This window comes from Enterobacter cloacae subsp. cloacae ATCC 13047 (assembly GCF_000025565.1).
In the GTDB taxonomy this organism is placed as follows: domain Bacteria; phylum Pseudomonadota; class Gammaproteobacteria; order Enterobacterales; family Enterobacteriaceae; genus Enterobacter; species Enterobacter cloacae.
This window is the reverse complement of record NC_014121.1, coordinates 4,114,822-4,131,404: the sequence shown is the minus strand read 5'-3', so window position 1 is coordinate 4,131,404 and position 16,583 is coordinate 4,114,822. Positions and strand designations below refer to the sequence as shown.

Below are 16,583 nucleotides of genomic sequence, written 5' to 3'. Positions count from 1 at the left end.
CCCTCTCCCGACGGGAGAGGGTAGGGTGAGGGTTGTTTAACCCATGACCACAACGTCTACCTTCTCCTTTACCCATCGTCCCCTCGTTCCGTTTGCCCATGATTACGTTCATGGTGACAGCGAGCCGTGGCACCAGCACGACTGTGCCCAGCTGCTGCACACCCTGAGCGGGGTGGTAAGAGTGGATACCGCATCGGGCTGTTGGGTTGTTCCGCCGGGCCGTGGCGTCTGGCTGCCAGCAGGAACGCAACACTCGCTTCGCATCACCGGCAACGTGGCGGCGCGTACCCTGTTTATCGATCCGCTGGCGCGGGCCGATCTCCCTGCAACCTGCCAGATCGTGCAGATCTCGTCGCTGTTACGCGAACTGATCCTCGCTTCCCTGCTGCTTGATGAGTCTTACTCGCCGGGGAGCCGCGACGAGCGGGTGTATGAGCTGATTCTGGATGAGATCCGTTTGATGCCAGTGCTGCCGTTTCATCTGCCGGAGCCAGAAAGCGAGCCGTTACGCCAGCTTTGCCAGCGGATCCGCCAGGCACCCGGTGAAAGCTGGAGCAGTACTGAGGCGGCGAGCTGCGCAGGCATGAGCGAGCGCACACTGAACCGTCATTTTCAACAGCAGACCGGTTTACGCTACGCGGAGTGGTTGAGAAGGGCGCGCCTGCTGGAGGCGTTGCAACGGCTGGCTCAGGGGCAGCCCGTGCTACGCGTAGCGCTGGATCTGGGCTACGGTAGCCACAGCGCCTTTACCGCGATGTTTCGCCGGGTGATGGGGACATCACCCAGCGATTACTTCAAAGACAGCTCACCGCATTAAACAGCGCCTGGAGCGAGGCGCGCGCCACGTCACTGTCAATGCCCACTCCCCAACGGCTGCTGCCGTCCTGGAACAGGCAGCGGATGTAAGCCACCGAGCGGCTGTCGCTGCGCTCCCCCAGCGTATGTTCGTGGTAGTCTTTAATCACAAACGGGGTGTTGAGCCAGCGGCTTAACCCACTGGCGGCCGCGGATAACAGCCCGTTGCCCTGGCCTTCAAGCTGGCGCGTTGCGCCCTGCGTCACGACGCTTGCCGTCAAACGTAACTGACCGTTCTGCTGACTGTCGCTGCGATAAGATTGCAGGGCAAAGTGTGGCTCTGCGACCAGCCCGTAGCGGCTGCGAAACAGCTGCCACAGGGCGTGCTGCGTCATCTCTTTACCATGGTGATCGGTCTCCTGCTTCACATGCTGGCTAAAATCCTGCTGCAACGCGCGGGGCAACTTCAGACCATGATTCTGCTCGATGAGCCAGGCGCTGCCGCTTTTCCCGGACTGGCTGTTAACCCTGATCACCGCTTCATACGTGCAGCCGATATCCTGCGGATCGACGGGCAGGTACGGCATCTCCCAGCGCTCGCCCGGTTTGCGGGCATCAAAGCCTTTTTTGATGGCGTCCTGATGCGAGCCCGAAAAGGCGGTATAGGCCAGCCGTCCCGCCCACGGATGGCGCGGGTGTACCGGAAGCTGGTTGCAGGCTTCCACCACTTCTACCACCCGGTTCATATCGCTAAAGTTGAGATTCGGGCTGATCCCCTGGCTGTAGAGATTCATCGCCAGCGTTACCAGGCAGACGTTGCCCGTGCGTTCGCCGTTGCCAAACAGACAGCCTTCCACCCGGTCCGCACCCGCCATCACCGCCAGCTCTGCGCTGGCCACGCCGGTGCCGCGGTCATTATGCGGGTGAACGCTGATGCAAACATCGGTGCGACGGCTAAAGTGGCGGCAGAAATACTCGATCTGATCGGCATACACGTTTGGCGTGCTGACCTCCACGGTGGCCGGTAAGTTGATCACCATGGGCCGTTCGGCGCAGGGCTGCCAGATCTCCGCCACCGCTTCACAAATCTCCAGCGCAAACTCCGGCTCGGTAAAGCAGAAGGTCTCCGGGGAGTATTCGTACTGCCAGCGCGTCTCCGGGTTCTCTTCGCACAGCGTGCGGATAAGCCGCGTGGAGCGTGTTGCCAGCTCAACGATTTGCGCTTTCTCCAGGCCGAACACCAGGCGGCGAAACAGCGGGGCGGTGGCGTTATACAGATGGACGGTGGCCTGTTTCGCGCCACGTAACGATTCGAAGGTCCGGACGATCAGGTCTTCTCGTGCCTGGGTTAATACCTGAATTGTGACGTCATCCGGGATGCGATTCTCTTCAATCAACTGGCGAACAAAGTTGAAATCCGTCTGCGACGCAGAAGGAAAGGCAACTTCAATCTCTTTAAACCCGCAGCTTAACAGCAGATCCCAGAACTGCAGCTTGCGCGTGCTGTCCATGGGTTCGGCCAGGGCCTGGTTGCCATCGCGTAAATCGGTTGAGAGCCAGCGCGGGGCATGGGTGATGCGTTGCTCAGGCCAGCGACGGTCGGGAAGAGAAATAACGGGATAAGGCTGGTACTTGTCGGCGGGTGTGTTCAGCATGATGCGCTCCTGTTGTCTTTTCACTATCGTGAATCGATTTCAGGAGCGCTGCTTTATCGGATGTGACAATTGCTGTCGCGTTTTGGACAACAGCGCGGGTTTTGCCGGATGTGCACATATCGTAGGCCCGGTCGTAGGCCCGGTAAGCGTAGCGCCACCGGGCATTTCACGCAGAGGACTAGTGCGCGCCACCCCCTCCACCGCCGGCACCAAACGGCGGTCTGGCAAACCACACCAGCCCCAGCAGGACGATGAAGATCCCCGCGGATATCCAGAAAATCTCGTTAGCCGAGATAATCAGCCCCTGGTTGGTGATCTGCTGGGCAATCCAGCCGGACGCCTGCTGTTCCGTCATGCCCATCCCCTGAAGCTGGCTATACATCTGCTGCGCATTCGGGTTGTACGGATTTACCGCTTCGGTCAGCTGCGCATGGTGCATCGATTCCCGGTTTGTCCACAGCGTGGTGGTGATCGATGTCCCGATGGAGCCCGCTAATGTACGGGTAAAGTTCGACAGGCTCGACGCGGCCGCCAGACGCTCAGGCGGTAAGCCAGACAGCGTGATGGTGGTCAGCGGCATAAAGAAGCACGCTACCGCGAAGCCCTGAATAAACTGCGGCCACGCAGAGGCGCCAAAGTCCATCCCCGGTTCAAAGGTATACGCACGCCAGTAGAAGCACACCGCATACATAATGAAGCTGAAAGTCACCAGCCTGCGCATGTCGAGCTTATGGGCAAAGCGGCCAATGATCGGCGACAGCAGCACCGGGATCACCCCAACAGGCGCAGAGGCCAGACCCGCCCAGGTCGCTGTATAGCCATACACCTCCTGCAGCAGCTGCGGCAGCAGAACAATCGCGCCGAAGTAGAGCATATAGGCGAGGCTGATACACAGACAGCCGATGGTGAAATTTCGCGACTTAAACAGCGAGAGATCGACTATCGGGTTGTCGTCCGTCAGCTCCCAGACAATCAGGAAGCTCAGCGACACCACCGCGACAATGGTCAGGATGATGATCTCCTGCGAGTTGAACCAGTCCAGCTCCTTACCCCGGTCGAGCATGATCTGCAGACTGCCGATACCGAGGATCAGCAGCGCCAGACCAATGCTGTCGATTCGCCGCTGTTCGGTACGGGTCTCACGACCGCGCAAGGATTGCAGCGTCATCAGAACCACAACCGCTCCAATCGGAACGTTGATGAAGAAGATCCAACCCCAGTGGTAGTTATCGCTGATGTACCCGCCGAGAATCGGTCCGCAGATAGGCGCGACGATCACGGTCATTGACCACAGCGCCAGCGCGACGGAGCGTTTTGCAGGCGGGTAGTTACTCAGCAGCAAACTTTGCGAAAGGGGGATCAGCGGCCCGGCGACAATCCCCTGGATGACGCGGAAGAAAATCAGCATCGTCAGGCTGCTGGACATCCCGCACGCCCAGGAGGCCAGCACAAACGCCACTGTTGACCACAGGAACAACTTCACCTCACCGACGCGCTTCGCCAGCCAGCCGGTAATCGGAATGGAGATGGCGTTTGCCACCCCGAACGAGGTAATGACCCAGGTTCCCTGGCTCAATGATGAGCCAAGGTTCCCGGCGATCGTCGGGATCGCCACGTTTGCGATGGTGGAGTCCAGCACCTGCATGAATGTCGCCAGCGACAGCGCAATGGTCATAATGACCAGCTGCGCGCCTTCCAGCGGTTTTTGCGGCTTTTGCTGTTGCATAACGCTCACCTTCGGATTAACCGGCGTTTGCCTTCACGATGTCATCGATCAGCTTGTTGACCGGATCGAGGCTAATTTCACGGGCGTTACTTTCATAAGCCGGGGTGCTACGTACCTGGCTTGCCAGAATCTGGCCGTCGCGGTTAGCGGTATCCACCGTCACCAGCGTGGAGAGGCCAATACGCAGCGGATGGTCTGCCAGCTGTTTAGGATCAAGCTCGATACGCACAGGCAGACGCTGCACCACTTTGATCCAGTTACCGGTGGCGTTTTGCGCAGGCAGCAGCGAGAAGGCGCTGCCGGTACCCATATCCAGACCCACCACTTTACCGGTGTACTTCACGTCGTCGCCGTAAATGTCGCTGATAACAGTTGCGGTCTGGCCGATACGCATATGGGCAAGCTGCGTCTCTTTGAAGTTCGCATCAACCCACAGATTGTCCGCCGGCACGACCGCCATCAGCGGCGTGGTTGGGCTGATCTGCGCGCCTGGCTGTACGGAACGACGGGAGACGTAGCCGGTCATCGGGCTGACGATTTTGGTACGCTGCAGGGCAAGCCACGCGTTACGCACTTCGGTCGCCGCCTGTTGTACCGCAGGCTGGTTTTCAAGGCTGGTACCGAGAATCATCGCCTGGTTAGCGTTGTACTGCTGAATAGCCACATCCAGCTGCGCCTGGGCGCTGGCAACGGCATCGCGGGCGTGCTGCAGCTCTTCACGGCCAATCAGATTGGCGGTGCCGAGCGGCACGCGACGGTTCAAATCGCTCTGCGCCTGGGCGAGTGCGGTTTTCTGCACGTCGATGTTGGCCTGCAGCTGCTTACTGTTGATCATCAGCTGACGGGTCTGACGCACGCTGGAGGCCAGCGCGGTCTGTGCTTTTTCAAACGCCTGTTGAGCGTCGGTCGGATCCAGCGTGACCAGCACATCCCCTTTTTGCACAAAGTCGGTATTGTCAGCCCAGACTTTCGTCACGCTGCCCGACACCTGCGCCATAATTTGTACCTGATTCCCTGCCACGTATGCGTCGTCTGTCTCTTCTGCATGACGCAATACTAAAAACCAATAGATCCCATATGCCACGGCAATAATGATAAAGAGCAAGGTCAACAGAAGAAGGGCGCTCTTACGTTTGCCTTTCTTGTTGGCCGGTTGCTGCGGGGTTGTGTTCTCCGCATTTGCGCTCATTGTTGTTCTCCACGATCTTCTTATTTTCACATCGGCTGAGCCGACCTGTTGTCAGAAAGGCCAGCAGTGTCACGTGCTGGCCTGTCAGTTTTCTTTTATTAAATCTGGATGTTCGAGCGTGTCGTCGCGTTAGCGCAGCGCCTCAAGGATGGCGCCATCTTCATCCATCTGATCCAGACGGGTGAGCAGCTTGCGAGTGATGTGCTCAAGCTGGTCGCGCTCGCTTGTGCTGAGGACAGACCAGAGTTTGTGCAGGCAGTTGTGCTGAGGTGGCAGCACCTCACGCAGGAATTGGTGACCTTTGTCGGTCAGTTGCAGATGCAGGCAACGGCGGTCGTTATCGCTTTCACGGCGTTCAATCCAGCCGCGCTTTTCCAGCTCATCAGCGATACGGGTGGCGTTCGTACGGGACGAACCCAGCGCGCAGCTCAGCTCAGACGGCTGAATACTGTGGTTTTCCTGAGACTCCAGCGTAATCAACGCCATAAATAACGTCTCGTTAATCCCCTGAGCTTTCAGCATCTTATTACGATTATCCAGCAGTTTCCCCTGCATGTGCATGCACAGGCGGGTCAGCAGGATTTCCTGATACGGAAAGTCCTCATGACGACTGGCGCGGAATTTAAGCATTTGTTCAATGGGCGTAAACGAACTATCCATTTGGGCATAACCTCATTAATTACAGCCGATATAGTAACGACAGTGACAAATAATGTAAATGAATTATTTGTGCGGTTAAATCCGCCAAACTAATGTCACTATCAGAAAGCGCCGGGTGAGTCCGTGACCCGGTGAGCACAGAAAGAGAGAGGGATGAACCCGCGGAAGAGAGGATGTGAGGACAGGGGTCTGAACTATTCATGCCGTTTGAAAATATGTCACCCACATTAAAATTTCTGGGATAAATGATTACGTTTACATTAACAGAGTGAGGGGCCCCTTTACACCCTAAGAGGCCCAAAGCTATGTAAAACTTAGTGAATGGCTTCCTGACGATGGTATCCGCGCCACCATACTACCAGGTTTAGCGCGGCGACAACGGCTCCTGTCGCGCACACGCCTGTCCACCCGCCATGCTGCCACGCCGAGGCGGAAATTAACGAGCCCGCAGCACCGCCGATGAAGTAGCTGGTCATGTACCCGGCAGTAAGACGGTTTCGCGCGTCTGGCTTCACGCGGTAAATCACGGTCTGGTTAGTGATATGCACGCCCTGTACGGTGAGGTCGAGCACCAGAATGCCGACGATCAGCGCCAGCACGGAGGTATGACCGTACCAGATGGCCGCCCAGGAGAGCAGAAGCAGCACCAGTCCCGCGCTGGTGGTCATGTGAGATTTGCCCTTATCGGCCAGCCCGCCTGCCGGACGCGCGCCGAGCGCCCCCGCCGCACCGGCCAGACCAAACAGACCAATCACCCCTTCGGAATAGTTAAATGGCGGTGCGGCCAGCAGAAAGGCCATCGACGTCCATAGGATGCTGAAGTTGGCGAAGGTGAAACATCCCAGCAGCGCGCGGGTGCGCAGGAGTTTATCCCGGGTAAAGAGGCTGAACACGGAGGCCAGAAGCTGAGGATAGTTCAGGTGATTTTCCTGCTTCACCTTCGGCAAGCCGCGCCAGAGCGCGAGCGCCATCACCACCATCAGCACGCTTGCCACCCAGTAGACGGTACGCCAGCCGCCAAGGCTGGCCAGCAGACCTGCTACGGTACGTGCCAGCAGTATCCCCAGCAGCAGGCCGCTCATGATAGTGCCCACCACTTTGCCGCGCTTTTCCGGTGCGGCGAGGGTGGCGGCCAGTGGAACCAGAATTTGCGCCACCACGGAGAACAGACCCGTCAGCGCGGTGCCGATAATCATCATTGTTAAAGAGTGGCTGCTGGCGGTGATCAGCATGCCGCCTGCGGCCAGCAGGGTCATGGAGACAATCAGCATCCGGCGCTCAAACATATCGCCGAGCGGCACCAGGAACAGCAGCCCGGCGGCATAGCCGAGCTGGGCGGCGGTGACAATAAAGCCTGCCGAGCTGGCAGAAAGGTTAAACGCCCGGGCGATGGTATCGAGCAGAGGTTGAGCGTAGTAGTTACTGGCGACCGCCAGACCCGTTGCCACGGACATTAAAAGAATAAGCGCGGGGCTAAGCCCCTGAGATGTTTTTGTCATGGGTTTCAGAAATCATTAGTTAAGTGATTATTTTTCCGGAAACAATAATAACCAATGATTGTGAAGGATGGGGGATTGTCGGGTGATGGATTGTGCGGTTTAGGGGATGGTGCGGTCTGGTGTCCTCACCTTAACCCTCTCCCACAGGGGTGAGGGTTCCCCAGTAATTTTTTACCGGAAGCGACGAAAGTTGTTTCAGTAAAATTAATGACTTACAGCGACGCTCTGGTCCGGCTGTAAATCGCTGAGGCGTTTCCTGCAGGCCGGGGCGAGGCGCATGGATGCGCCGAGAGGGCGGCTTTACAGGGACGTTACATCCGCCCGTCCCCGATAAGCCGGAAGGAATAAGCCGAGGGCACCGCGAAGCGGCGATTTACCGCCGGGAGCCCGGGTCGCCAGGGTGGTGGCGACTGAGCCACCCTGGCACGTTCACGGGCTATGTCGTTACAGAGTAGCAAGGAACATAAAGTGAACGGAATGACTTCTACAGCCATATGTTCCCCCTCACCCCAACCCTCTCCCTCAAGGGAGAGGGGGTCCTCCGTGCAGGCATTATTTTGTGGGGAACCCTCAGCCCACAGGGAGAGGGAATGATTAAGAGAGCCGGGGTGAGGGGAAAAACTTACTTCTGCGCCTCAAGCGCTTCCTTCACCCAGCCATCAAACTGCTGCTGGTGGGCTTTAATCCAGCCGTCAACGTGGCCCTTCACATCCGCCTCAGACGATTTGCCCGCGTGCATCATCGCATTCTGGGCGTTGATGTCCGCCAGCGGCAGCTTCATTACCGAGAACAGTTTGGCGGCGGCCGGGTTTTTCTCCGCCCAGGCTTTGTTGGCGACGATATGCATCGTATTCACCGGGAAGCCATAGTTCATGCCGTTCGGCAGTTTGGTGTCGATATCTTTCTGCTCGCCCGGCAGGGAGGAGAACGGTACCTGCAGCCACACCACATCTTTACCCGGCTTCAGCACGTCGCTCACCCAGTACGGGGTCCAGGTGTAATAAATCACCGGTTTACCCTCTTTAAAGCGGGCGATGGTGTCGGCCATCATCGCTGAGTAGTTGCCGTGGCTCACGTCGACGGTTTTCGCCAGACCGTACGCTTTGTTCTGGTGGTTAATCACCGCTTCACAACCCCAGCCCGGCGAGCAGCCCATCATATCGGCTTTGCCGTCGCCGTTAGTGTCGAACAGTTTGGCGATCTTCGGATCTTTCAGCTGCTCAATATTGGTGATGTGGTACTGGTCGGCGGTTTTCTTGTCGATCAGATAACCCTGCGCCGCACCGGTCACGAAGGTGCCTTCACGGTAGAACTTCTTATCACCGCCAGCCGCGGCGTACATATCGTCGTGCAGCGGCTGCCAGTTGACGGCAGTGAAGGTCGCATCACCGGAGGCAATCGAGGTGTAGCCGACGTTGTAATCCACTTCGCTCGGCGTATTGACCGTATAACCCAGCTTCTCCAGCGCGCGGCTGACGATAAGCGTCTGGAAGCTCTCTTCCGAAATGGTGCTCTGCACCGGCTGCACGGTAATGCCTTTACCCGGCAGGTCCGCGGCGAATGCGCTGGTGGAGACAAGGGTGGCAAACGCTGTGGCAAAAAGTACCTTATGTCGCATCGTTGTTCCTTATTTTCTGAATGGGCGGGTGAGTAACCCGACAGGGCCGGTGGTATACCAGCGACGGTTGCCGCGACTGCGTGAATCACGACCGACAGCCTGGGTCAGGCGGTCAAGGATAATGGCGAGGATCACAATGCCCACGCCGCCGACGGTCGCCAGCCCCATATCGAGGCGGCCAATACCGCGCAATACCATTTGACCCAGCCCGCCAACGGCAATCATCGAGGCGATCACCACCATCGAGAGCGCCAGCATCAGCGTCTGGTTAACCCCCGCCATGATGGTAGGCATTGCCAGCGGGAGCTGAACTTTAAACAGCATCTGCCGCGGGCTGGCACCGAACGAACGGGAGGCCTCAATCAGATCCGCAGGCACCTGGTTAATCCCGAGTATTGTCAGACGAATAATCGGCGGCAGGGCGAAGATAATGGTCACCACCACGCCCGGCACGTTGCCGATACCGAACAGCATCACGATGGGCACCAGATAAACGAACGCTGGCGTGGTTTGCATCGCATCCAGCAGCGGACGAACGATCTTCGCCGCCCGTGGACTGCGCGCCAGCCAGATCCCCGTAGGCAATCCAATGACAATGCAGAAGAGCAGGGCGGTCAGCACCAGCGCCAGGGTGATCATCGCCTGCGACCACGCGCCAATGGCACCAATCGCAATCAACGAGATCAGCGTGGCGATCCCCATACCTGCACTACCAAACTGCCAGGCGATCAGCGAGAACAGCACAATCGCCACCGGCGCGGGCATGCCCAGCATCAGCTGCTGGAAGCCGTTGAGGATGTAATCCACCGGAACGCGGATCCCCTGGAAGACGGGACGGAAATGGGTAACCACCCAGTCGATCCCCTCCGTTACCCAGCTGTCCAGGGGGATCAGCGTTTTGTGGAACGGATCCATAATATTGAAATGTTCTGGTGCCGGTGCTGGCGCATTATTGAGCCAGTCTGCCGCGCCACCGCCATCGGCAGGTGCTGGCGTGGAACCCCACGCATCGGCAGATTGCGCAGCGCTGTCTGCTGCCTCTGTGGTGCCCCACGGGTTAGATTGATCAGCCATGGTTTGCCCCCTCGCGATCTAAAGCCTGCAGCAACATCCGTTTTGAGATGATGCCGACGTACTGTTGTTCTTCACCAATAACCGGCACGGCACAGGGTGCCTGGCCGACGTGAGAGAGCAACTCGCTGAGCGGCGTTTCGGCATCCACGGCAAGCGGAGCGTCAATTAACGCCGCATCAATTCCCTGGTTTTCGCTGAGCGCGGTTTTGAGAGAATCGATGGAGACAACGCCGACAAATTTATTGCCGCGTTCAACCAGATAACCGTATTCACGGTCTTCGTCCTGCAGAAGCTTAAGGGCAGAGCGCGGACCGAAACCCGGTGTTTTACGAATAATGCCGTTCGGGGTACGACGGGCAATATCTTTGGCGCTAAACACCTGGCTAATATCCACGCCGCGGAAGAAGGTCCGCACATAATCATTTGCCGGATTATTCAGAATTTCATCCGGTGTACCGACCTGCACCACTTCGCCATTTTGCATAATGGCAATGCGGTCGCCAATACGCATGGCTTCATCGAGATCGTGAGAAATAAAGACAATGGTGCGCTGGTGTCTCGCCTGTAATTTTACCAGCTCATCCTGCATCTCGGTGCGAATTAAGGGATCAAGCGCCGAGAAGGCTTCATCCATTAATAAAATATCGGGATTGATGGCTAATGCGCGGGCTAAACCTACACGCTGACGCATGCCGCCGGAAAGCTCATCCGGATACGCATGGGCATAATTTTCCAGCCCCACCTGGCGCAATGCATCAAGCGCTTTTTCCTGACGTTCGCTGGCGGCAACGCCCGCTAATTCCATACCAAAGGCGGTATTATCCAGTACCGTCATATGCGGCATCAGGGCGAACGACTGGAAGACCATCGCAATCTTTTTTCTGCGCACCTCGCGGAGTTCGGCATCTGATATTTGGGCAATGTCTACACCATCAATCAGGACCTGCCCACGGGTGGGTTCAATCAGGCGATTGAGAAGGCGAACCATAGTGGATTTACCCGAACCGGATAACCCCATGATGACAAAAATCTCGCCTTCTTCAATGGCCAGACTGGCGTCTTTAACGCCAAGCGATAGCCCGGTTTTTTCCAGAATTTGCTCTTTCGAAAGGCCTTTTTCAATATATTTGAATGCGCGCTGCGGATGCTCGCCAAATATTTTATAAAGATTCTTCACTTCTAATTTAATTGCCATGCAATAGAGAGTGTCCTGTTATTTGTTTATGTCGATATGATTACCATGGTAAATTGTTAACGGGCATAACCCTAACATACTCAGATTCTGAGGCAACCCTGGGTTTGCTTATGGGTTGAATTTTGCAGTAAGCGAAACGGCTGAATTTCCCATGAGTAAAGGGCTGAGCGCGATCTGAATTTTTGTGAATTTTTTGCTGCGCCATCGGGAGAATTCGCCTGGATCGGAGTGATTCAGGCGAATATGTCGTGGAGATGACAGTGTAGCTGAAGGAGAAATATCCGGAAGGAAATTGGAATATTTATATTTAATTAATGAACGTTAAGGCGATCATTAAAAATCCCAGTCCTCATCTTCTGTTTCCACCGCTTTACCCATCACATACGATGAGCCGGACCCGGAAAAGAAGTCGTGGTTTTCGTCAGCGTTGGGGGAGAGCGCCGCCAGAATTGCCGGGTTCACGTCGGCCATTTCGGGCGGGAACAAAGCCTCGTAGCCGAGGTTCATCAGCGCCTTATTGGCGTTGTAACAGAGGAAGGCTTTTACCTCCTCTTCCCAGCCGGTTCCGGCGTAGAGCTCTTCGGTATAGCTCAGTTCGTTATCATAGAGATCCATCAGCAAATCAAGGGCAAATCCTTTTAGCTCCTCGCGTCTGACATCACTGACTTTCTCCAGCCCTTTCTGGTACTTATAGCCGATGTAATACCCGTGCACCGCTTCATCCCGGATAATGAGGCGAATGAGATCGGCGGTGTTGGTGAGTTTGCCGCGGCTCGACCAGTACATCGGCAGCCAGAAGCCAGAGTAGAAGAGGAATGATTCCAGAAACACGCTGGCGATTTTCTTCTTCAGCGGCTCATCGGCCTGATAATAATCCAGCACCAGGTTGGCCTTGCGCTGCAGTGACTCGCTCTCTTCACTCCAGCTGTAGGCCGCATCCACATCTTTGGTCTGGCACAGCGTCGAGAAGATCGAACTGTAGGAGCGGGCGTGCACCGCTTCCATAAAGCTGATGTTCGACATCACCGCCTCTTCGTGCGGCGTCAGCGCATCGGCCATCAGCGCGGGGGCGCCAACGGTATTCTGGATGGTGTCCAGCAGCGTCAGACCGGTAAAGACGCGAATTGTCAACTGCTGCTCGGCATGACTCAGGGTTTGCCAGGCCGGAATATCGTTAGAAAGCGGCACTTTTTCCGGCAGCCAGAAATTGCTCGTCAGGCGGTTCCACACCTCCAGGTCCTTATCATCCTGAATGTGGTTCCAGTTAATCGCACTCACGCGTGACAGTTTCATCCTTTCTCCTTACAGCGCGCAGGACACGCAGCCTTCGATTTCGGTGCCTTCCAGCGCAAGCTGGCGCAGGCGAATGTAATAGAGCGTTTTAATGCCTTTCTTCCAGGCATAAATCTGTGCTTTGTTGATATCCCGCGTGGTGGCCGTGTCCGGGAAGAAGAGCGTCAGCGACAGGCCCTGATCCACGTGTCGGGTTGCTTCGGCGTAGGTATCGATGATTTTTTCCGGGCCAATTTCATACGCGTCCTGATACAGCGCCAGGTTTTCATTGGTCATAAACGGGGCGGGGTAGTAGACGCGCCCGGTTTTGCCCTCCTTGCGGATCTCAATTTTCGACACAATCGGGTGAATGCTCGACGTGGCGTGATTGATATAGGAGATAGAGCCGGTGGGCGGCACCGCCTGCAGGTTCTGGTTATAGATGCCGTGGCGCATCACATCGTCACGCAGCTGCTGCCACATTTCGCGCGTGGGCAGAACGATCCCGGCGCGGGCAAACAACGCGCGCACTTTCTCCGTTTTCGGCTGCCAGTCGCTCTCCAGGTACTGACTGAAATATTCCCCGCTGGCATAGCGCGACTGCTCAAAGCCCGCGAAGCGCTGGTTGCGCTCGCGCGCCAGCATCATTGAGGTGTGCAGCGCATGCCAGGTGATGGTGTAAAAATAGAGGTTGGTGAAATCCAGCCCTTCCGGGCTGCCGTAGGCGATGCCTTCCCGCGCCAGATAGCCGTGCAGGTTCATCTGGCCCAGGCCGATGGCGTGCGACGCGGCGTTGCCTGCCTCAATGGACGGCACGCTGCGGATATGACTCATGTCTGATACAGCCGTCAGGCCGCGAACTGCCGTGTCGACCGTACGGCCAAAATCGGGGGAATCCATGGTGTGGGCGATATTCAGCGACCCGAGGTTGCAGGAGATATCTTTGCCGATGTCGGCGTAGTCCAGATTCTCGTCATAAGTGGACGCGCTGTTGACCTGCAAAATCTCCGAACAGAGGTTGCTCATGTTGATGCGCCCGGCAATCGGGTTCGCACGGTTTACCGTGTCTTCATACATGATATACGGGTAGCCGGACTCAAACTGAATTTCGGCAAGCCGCTGGAAGAAATCGCGGGCGTTGATGTATTTTTTGCGAATGCGATCGTCGGCAACCAGCTCGTCGTAAAGCTCGCTTATCGCCACGTCGCCAAACGCTTTGCCATAAATTCGCTCGATGTCATACGGCGAGAACAGCGCCATGTCGGCATTCTCTTTGGCGAGCTTAAAGGTGATATCCGGGATCACCACCCCGAGCGACAGGGTTTTGATACGGATTTTTTCGTCGGCGTTTTCGCGTTTGGTATCCAGAAAACGCAGAATGTCCGGGTGGTGGGCGTGCAGGTAGACCGCCCCGGCCCCCTGACGCGCGCCAAGCTGGTTGGCGTAGGAGAAGGCATCTTCCAGCATCTTCATCACCGGGATCACGCCGGATGACTGGTTCTCAATGCGCTTAATTGGCGCACCCGCTTCACGCAGGTTAGACAGTAAAAACGCCACGCCGCCGCCGCGTTTGGACAGCTGCAGCGCCGAATTTACCGCGCGGCCAATCGACTCCATATTGTCTTCTATACGCAGCAGGAAACAGGAGACCAGCTCGCCGCGCTGGGCCTTGCCGCAGTTAAGGAAGGTCGGAGTGGCCGGCTGGAAGCGTCCGGAGAGGATCTCTTCCATCAGCTGTTCAGCCAGGGCTTCATCGCCCTGGGCCAGGGTCAGCGCCACCATCACTACGCGATCCTCAAAGCTTTCAAGGTAGCGTTTGCCGTCAAAGGTTTTCAGGGTGTAGCTGGTGTAATACTTCCAGGCGCCCAGAAACGTCTGGAACCGAAAACCGCTGGCGTGGGCCCGCTCAAATAACCTGACCACAAAGGCGCGGTCGTAACGGGAGAGCACGCGTTCTTCGTAATACCCTTCGTTGACCAGGTAGTCGAGACGCTCATCCTGGCTGGCGAACGTCACGCTGTTTGGACGGACGTGGGCGGCAAAAAAGGCGTCCACGGCGTCATGATCTTTACCAAACTGGATGCGCCCCTCGCGATCGTAGAGGTTAAGCATCGCGTTTAAGGCGTGGTAGTCCGGTGTCGCCTGCATTACGCGTTCTGCGGTTGTCGTTGCCAAAATTCGTTCACTCCTTTACGCACGTTCTCTACGTCCTGCTGTGTCCCCATCAGTTCAAAGCGATAGAGATACGGCACGCCGCATTTTTGAGAGATGACATCCCCGGCGCGACCAAAGGCGTCGCCGAAATTACGATTGCCCGCCGCAATCACGCCGCGAATAAGCGCGCGGTTATGGGGATCGTTGAGAAAGCGGATCACCTGACGCGGTACCGCACCTGCCGTACCGCCGCCGCCATAGCTGGGAACCACCAGAATGTAAGGGGCGTCTACCTGAATACGCTCCCGCTCGTTGAGCGGAATGCGCACCGCAGGCAGCCCGACGCGCTCAATAAAGCGGAGCGTGTTTTCCGAGCTGCTGGAAAAGTAGACCAGCCCGCTCATGCCCTTGCGGCCTGCGCGGCGAGGCGGTTAATCATGTCCGGGCGAAAGCCAGACCAGCTGGTTTCCCCGGCCACCACCACTGGCAGCTGGCGAAATCCCTGGGCACGCAGAGTATCGGCAGCCTCGGGCACCAGATCGATATTCACCATCTCAAAGTCCACCCCGCGGCTTTCCATAGCGCGTTTGGTCGCGTGGCACTGAACACAATCGTTACGAGTGTAAATAATAATGCTCATGATTCGTATTTCCATTTAAAGTGAGAGAACGGCGCGAAGCATCGCGTCAGGTTGTGTGTGTCTTGCTAAAGGGAATACTAGATGTAGTTGTGCTAAGTTTCAACCATACAAGATATGGGAAATTCAGATTGATGGCGCCCCAATGATGAGCACAGCGGGGCAGGGCAGGCTGCACGGGTTTTTCAGGCTTTCAGGCAAAGAAAAGCCCCGGCGCCAGAGGCAACCGGGGCTGATAACGCGCGCTTACTTACGCAGGCTAAGCAGGGCGCCAACAAAAATACCCACCGCCGCGACCGTACCCAGGGTACATAGCGGTTTTTCACGAACGAAGGTGGTGGCGCAACTTGCCATGTCGCAGGCAGCCTGGGTGGCACGAGAGCGGCCATGCATTCGGGCGCGTGTTTCACGCAGCAGAGACTGAGCCTTACGTTTTGCGGCCTCCGCATCGTCCTTCGCATCGGAGCCCCAGGATTTCAGCACCTCCTCCAGCGTGTCCGCTAATCTGCTGACATCATTACGAATATCCTGAGCGTCGTCGTTAATATCGTTTTGGTTCGGTCTGTTAAACATACGATCCTCCATAATTTTGTCTTCCGGTTTAGTTTAGTTCAGAAATTTAATATCTGAAGCGAGTCACGACTCATCAGGCCGTTTATGGAATATTCTGAAAGCCCTGCTAATGCTGAATACTGTAAGGTTGCCGGGCAGGAAAAGATAACGAGGAAAAGATATGTATTTACGACCGGATGAGGTGGCGCGCGTTCTTGAAAAAGCGGGATTCACCATGGATGAAGTGACGCCAAAAGCGTATGGCTATCGCCGTGGCGAGAATTATGTTTACGTGAATCGTGAAGCCAGAATGGGGCGTACCGCTCTTATTATTCACCCGACGCTGAAAGACAGAAGTCTGTCATTTGCTGAGCCTGCCTCGGATATTAAAACCTGCGATCACTACCAGCAATTTCCGCTCTATTTAGGCGGCGAGACGCACGAGCATTATGGTATTCCGCATGGTTTTAGCTCGCGTATGGCGCTGGAGCGGTTTCTGAAGGGACTGTTTGGCGACGCACAATAATACTGCGACTGGCATATGCCAGTCGCTTCAT

Annotated in this window: 15 protein-coding genes; 2 read left to right on the top strand and 13 right to left on the bottom strand. The window is 56.5% G+C overall.

The features are described 5' to 3' along the window. Window positions 1-43 precede the first annotated feature (43 nt). Entirely contained in the window at window positions 44-817 is a 774-nt protein-coding gene (locus ECL_RS20080) for an AraC family transcriptional regulator (protein ID WP_013098431.1), read from the top strand. Here the strand turns inward: ECL_RS20080 and leuA are convergent. From leuA to ECL_RS20015, 13 genes are all read right to left on the bottom strand, one after another. Beyond that, the gene (leuA, locus tag ECL_RS20075) at window positions 795-2,450 is read right to left on the bottom strand and encodes a 2-isopropylmalate synthase (RefSeq protein ID WP_013098430.1); all 1,656 of its coding nucleotides are present in this window, start codon (window positions 2,448-2,450) and stop codon (window positions 795-797) included. The genes ECL_RS20080 and leuA overlap by 23 nt on opposite strands. 178 nt (window positions 2,451-2,628) lie before the next feature. Continuing rightward, complete coding sequence (gene emrB, locus ECL_RS20070) at window positions 2,629-4,176, bottom strand: multidrug efflux MFS transporter permease subunit EmrB (protein ID WP_013098429.1); 1,548 nt, start codon at window positions 4,174-4,176, stop codon at window positions 2,629-2,631. Window positions 4,177-4,192: 16 nt separating this feature from the next. Then, the gene (gene emrA / locus ECL_RS20065) at window positions 4,193-5,365 is read right to left on the bottom strand and encodes a multidrug efflux MFS transporter periplasmic adaptor subunit EmrA (protein WP_013098428.1); all 1,173 of its coding nucleotides are present in this window, start codon (window positions 5,363-5,365) and stop codon (window positions 4,193-4,195) included. A gap of 129 nt (window positions 5,366-5,494) precedes the next feature. Continuing rightward, window positions 5,495-6,025, bottom strand: coding sequence for a transcriptional repressor MprA (mprA, locus tag ECL_RS20060; protein ID WP_013098427.1), 531 nt, complete (start codon window positions 6,023-6,025; stop codon window positions 5,495-5,497). A gap of 314 nt (window positions 6,026-6,339) precedes the next feature. Further along, a complete protein-coding gene (locus ECL_RS20055) occupies window positions 6,340-7,524 on the bottom strand; it encodes an MFS transporter (RefSeq protein ID WP_013098426.1) in 1,185 nt (394 codons plus the stop codon). A gap of 622 nt (window positions 7,525-8,146) precedes the next feature. Beyond that, the gene (gene proX / locus ECL_RS20050) at window positions 8,147-9,142 is read right to left on the bottom strand and encodes a glycine betaine/L-proline ABC transporter substrate-binding protein ProX (RefSeq protein ID WP_013098425.1); all 996 of its coding nucleotides are present in this window, start codon (window positions 9,140-9,142) and stop codon (window positions 8,147-8,149) included. Window positions 9,143-9,151: 9 nt separating this feature from the next. Then, window positions 9,152-10,216, bottom strand: a complete 1,065-nt coding sequence (proW, locus tag ECL_RS20045; protein ID WP_013098424.1) for a glycine betaine/L-proline ABC transporter permease ProW — start codon at window positions 10,214-10,216, stop codon at window positions 9,152-9,154. After that, window positions 10,209-11,411 (bottom strand): glycine betaine/L-proline ABC transporter ATP-binding protein ProV, encoded by a 1,203-nt coding sequence (gene proV / locus ECL_RS20040; protein WP_013098423.1) that lies wholly within the window; start codon window positions 11,409-11,411, stop codon window positions 10,209-10,211. Before proV ends, proW begins: the two co-directional genes overlap by 8 nt. 333 nt (window positions 11,412-11,744) lie before the next feature. After that, complete coding sequence (nrdF, locus tag ECL_RS20035; RefSeq protein WP_013098422.1) at window positions 11,745-12,704, bottom strand: class 1b ribonucleoside-diphosphate reductase subunit beta; 960 nt, start codon at window positions 12,702-12,704, stop codon at window positions 11,745-11,747. 9 nt (window positions 12,705-12,713) lie between these two features. Further along, window positions 12,714-14,858 (bottom strand): class 1b ribonucleoside-diphosphate reductase subunit alpha, encoded by a 2,145-nt coding sequence (nrdE, locus tag ECL_RS20030; protein ID WP_013098421.1) that lies wholly within the window; start codon window positions 14,856-14,858, stop codon window positions 12,714-12,716. Further along, the gene (nrdI, locus tag ECL_RS20025) at window positions 14,831-15,241 is read right to left on the bottom strand and encodes a class Ib ribonucleoside-diphosphate reductase assembly flavoprotein NrdI (RefSeq protein WP_013098420.1); all 411 of its coding nucleotides are present in this window, start codon (window positions 15,239-15,241) and stop codon (window positions 14,831-14,833) included. Before nrdI ends, nrdE begins: the two co-directional genes overlap by 28 nt. Further along, entirely contained in the window at window positions 15,238-15,477 is a 240-nt protein-coding gene (gene nrdH / locus ECL_RS20020; protein WP_013098419.1) for a glutaredoxin-like protein NrdH, read from the bottom strand. The genes nrdI and nrdH overlap by 4 nt, the downstream gene beginning before the upstream one ends. 243 nt (window positions 15,478-15,720) lie before the next feature. Then, window positions 15,721-16,047 (bottom strand): ElaB/YgaM/YqjD family protein, encoded by a 327-nt coding sequence (locus tag ECL_RS20015; RefSeq protein WP_029883716.1) that lies wholly within the window; start codon window positions 16,045-16,047, stop codon window positions 15,721-15,723. Between the two features lie 160 nt (window positions 16,048-16,207). On the opposite strand from ECL_RS20015, the gene ECL_RS20010 reads away from it, so the two are divergent. Further along, window positions 16,208-16,552 (top strand): DUF2002 family protein, encoded by a 345-nt coding sequence (locus ECL_RS20010; RefSeq protein WP_013098417.1) that lies wholly within the window; start codon window positions 16,208-16,210, stop codon window positions 16,550-16,552. Window positions 16,553-16,583: the final 31 nt, after the last annotated feature.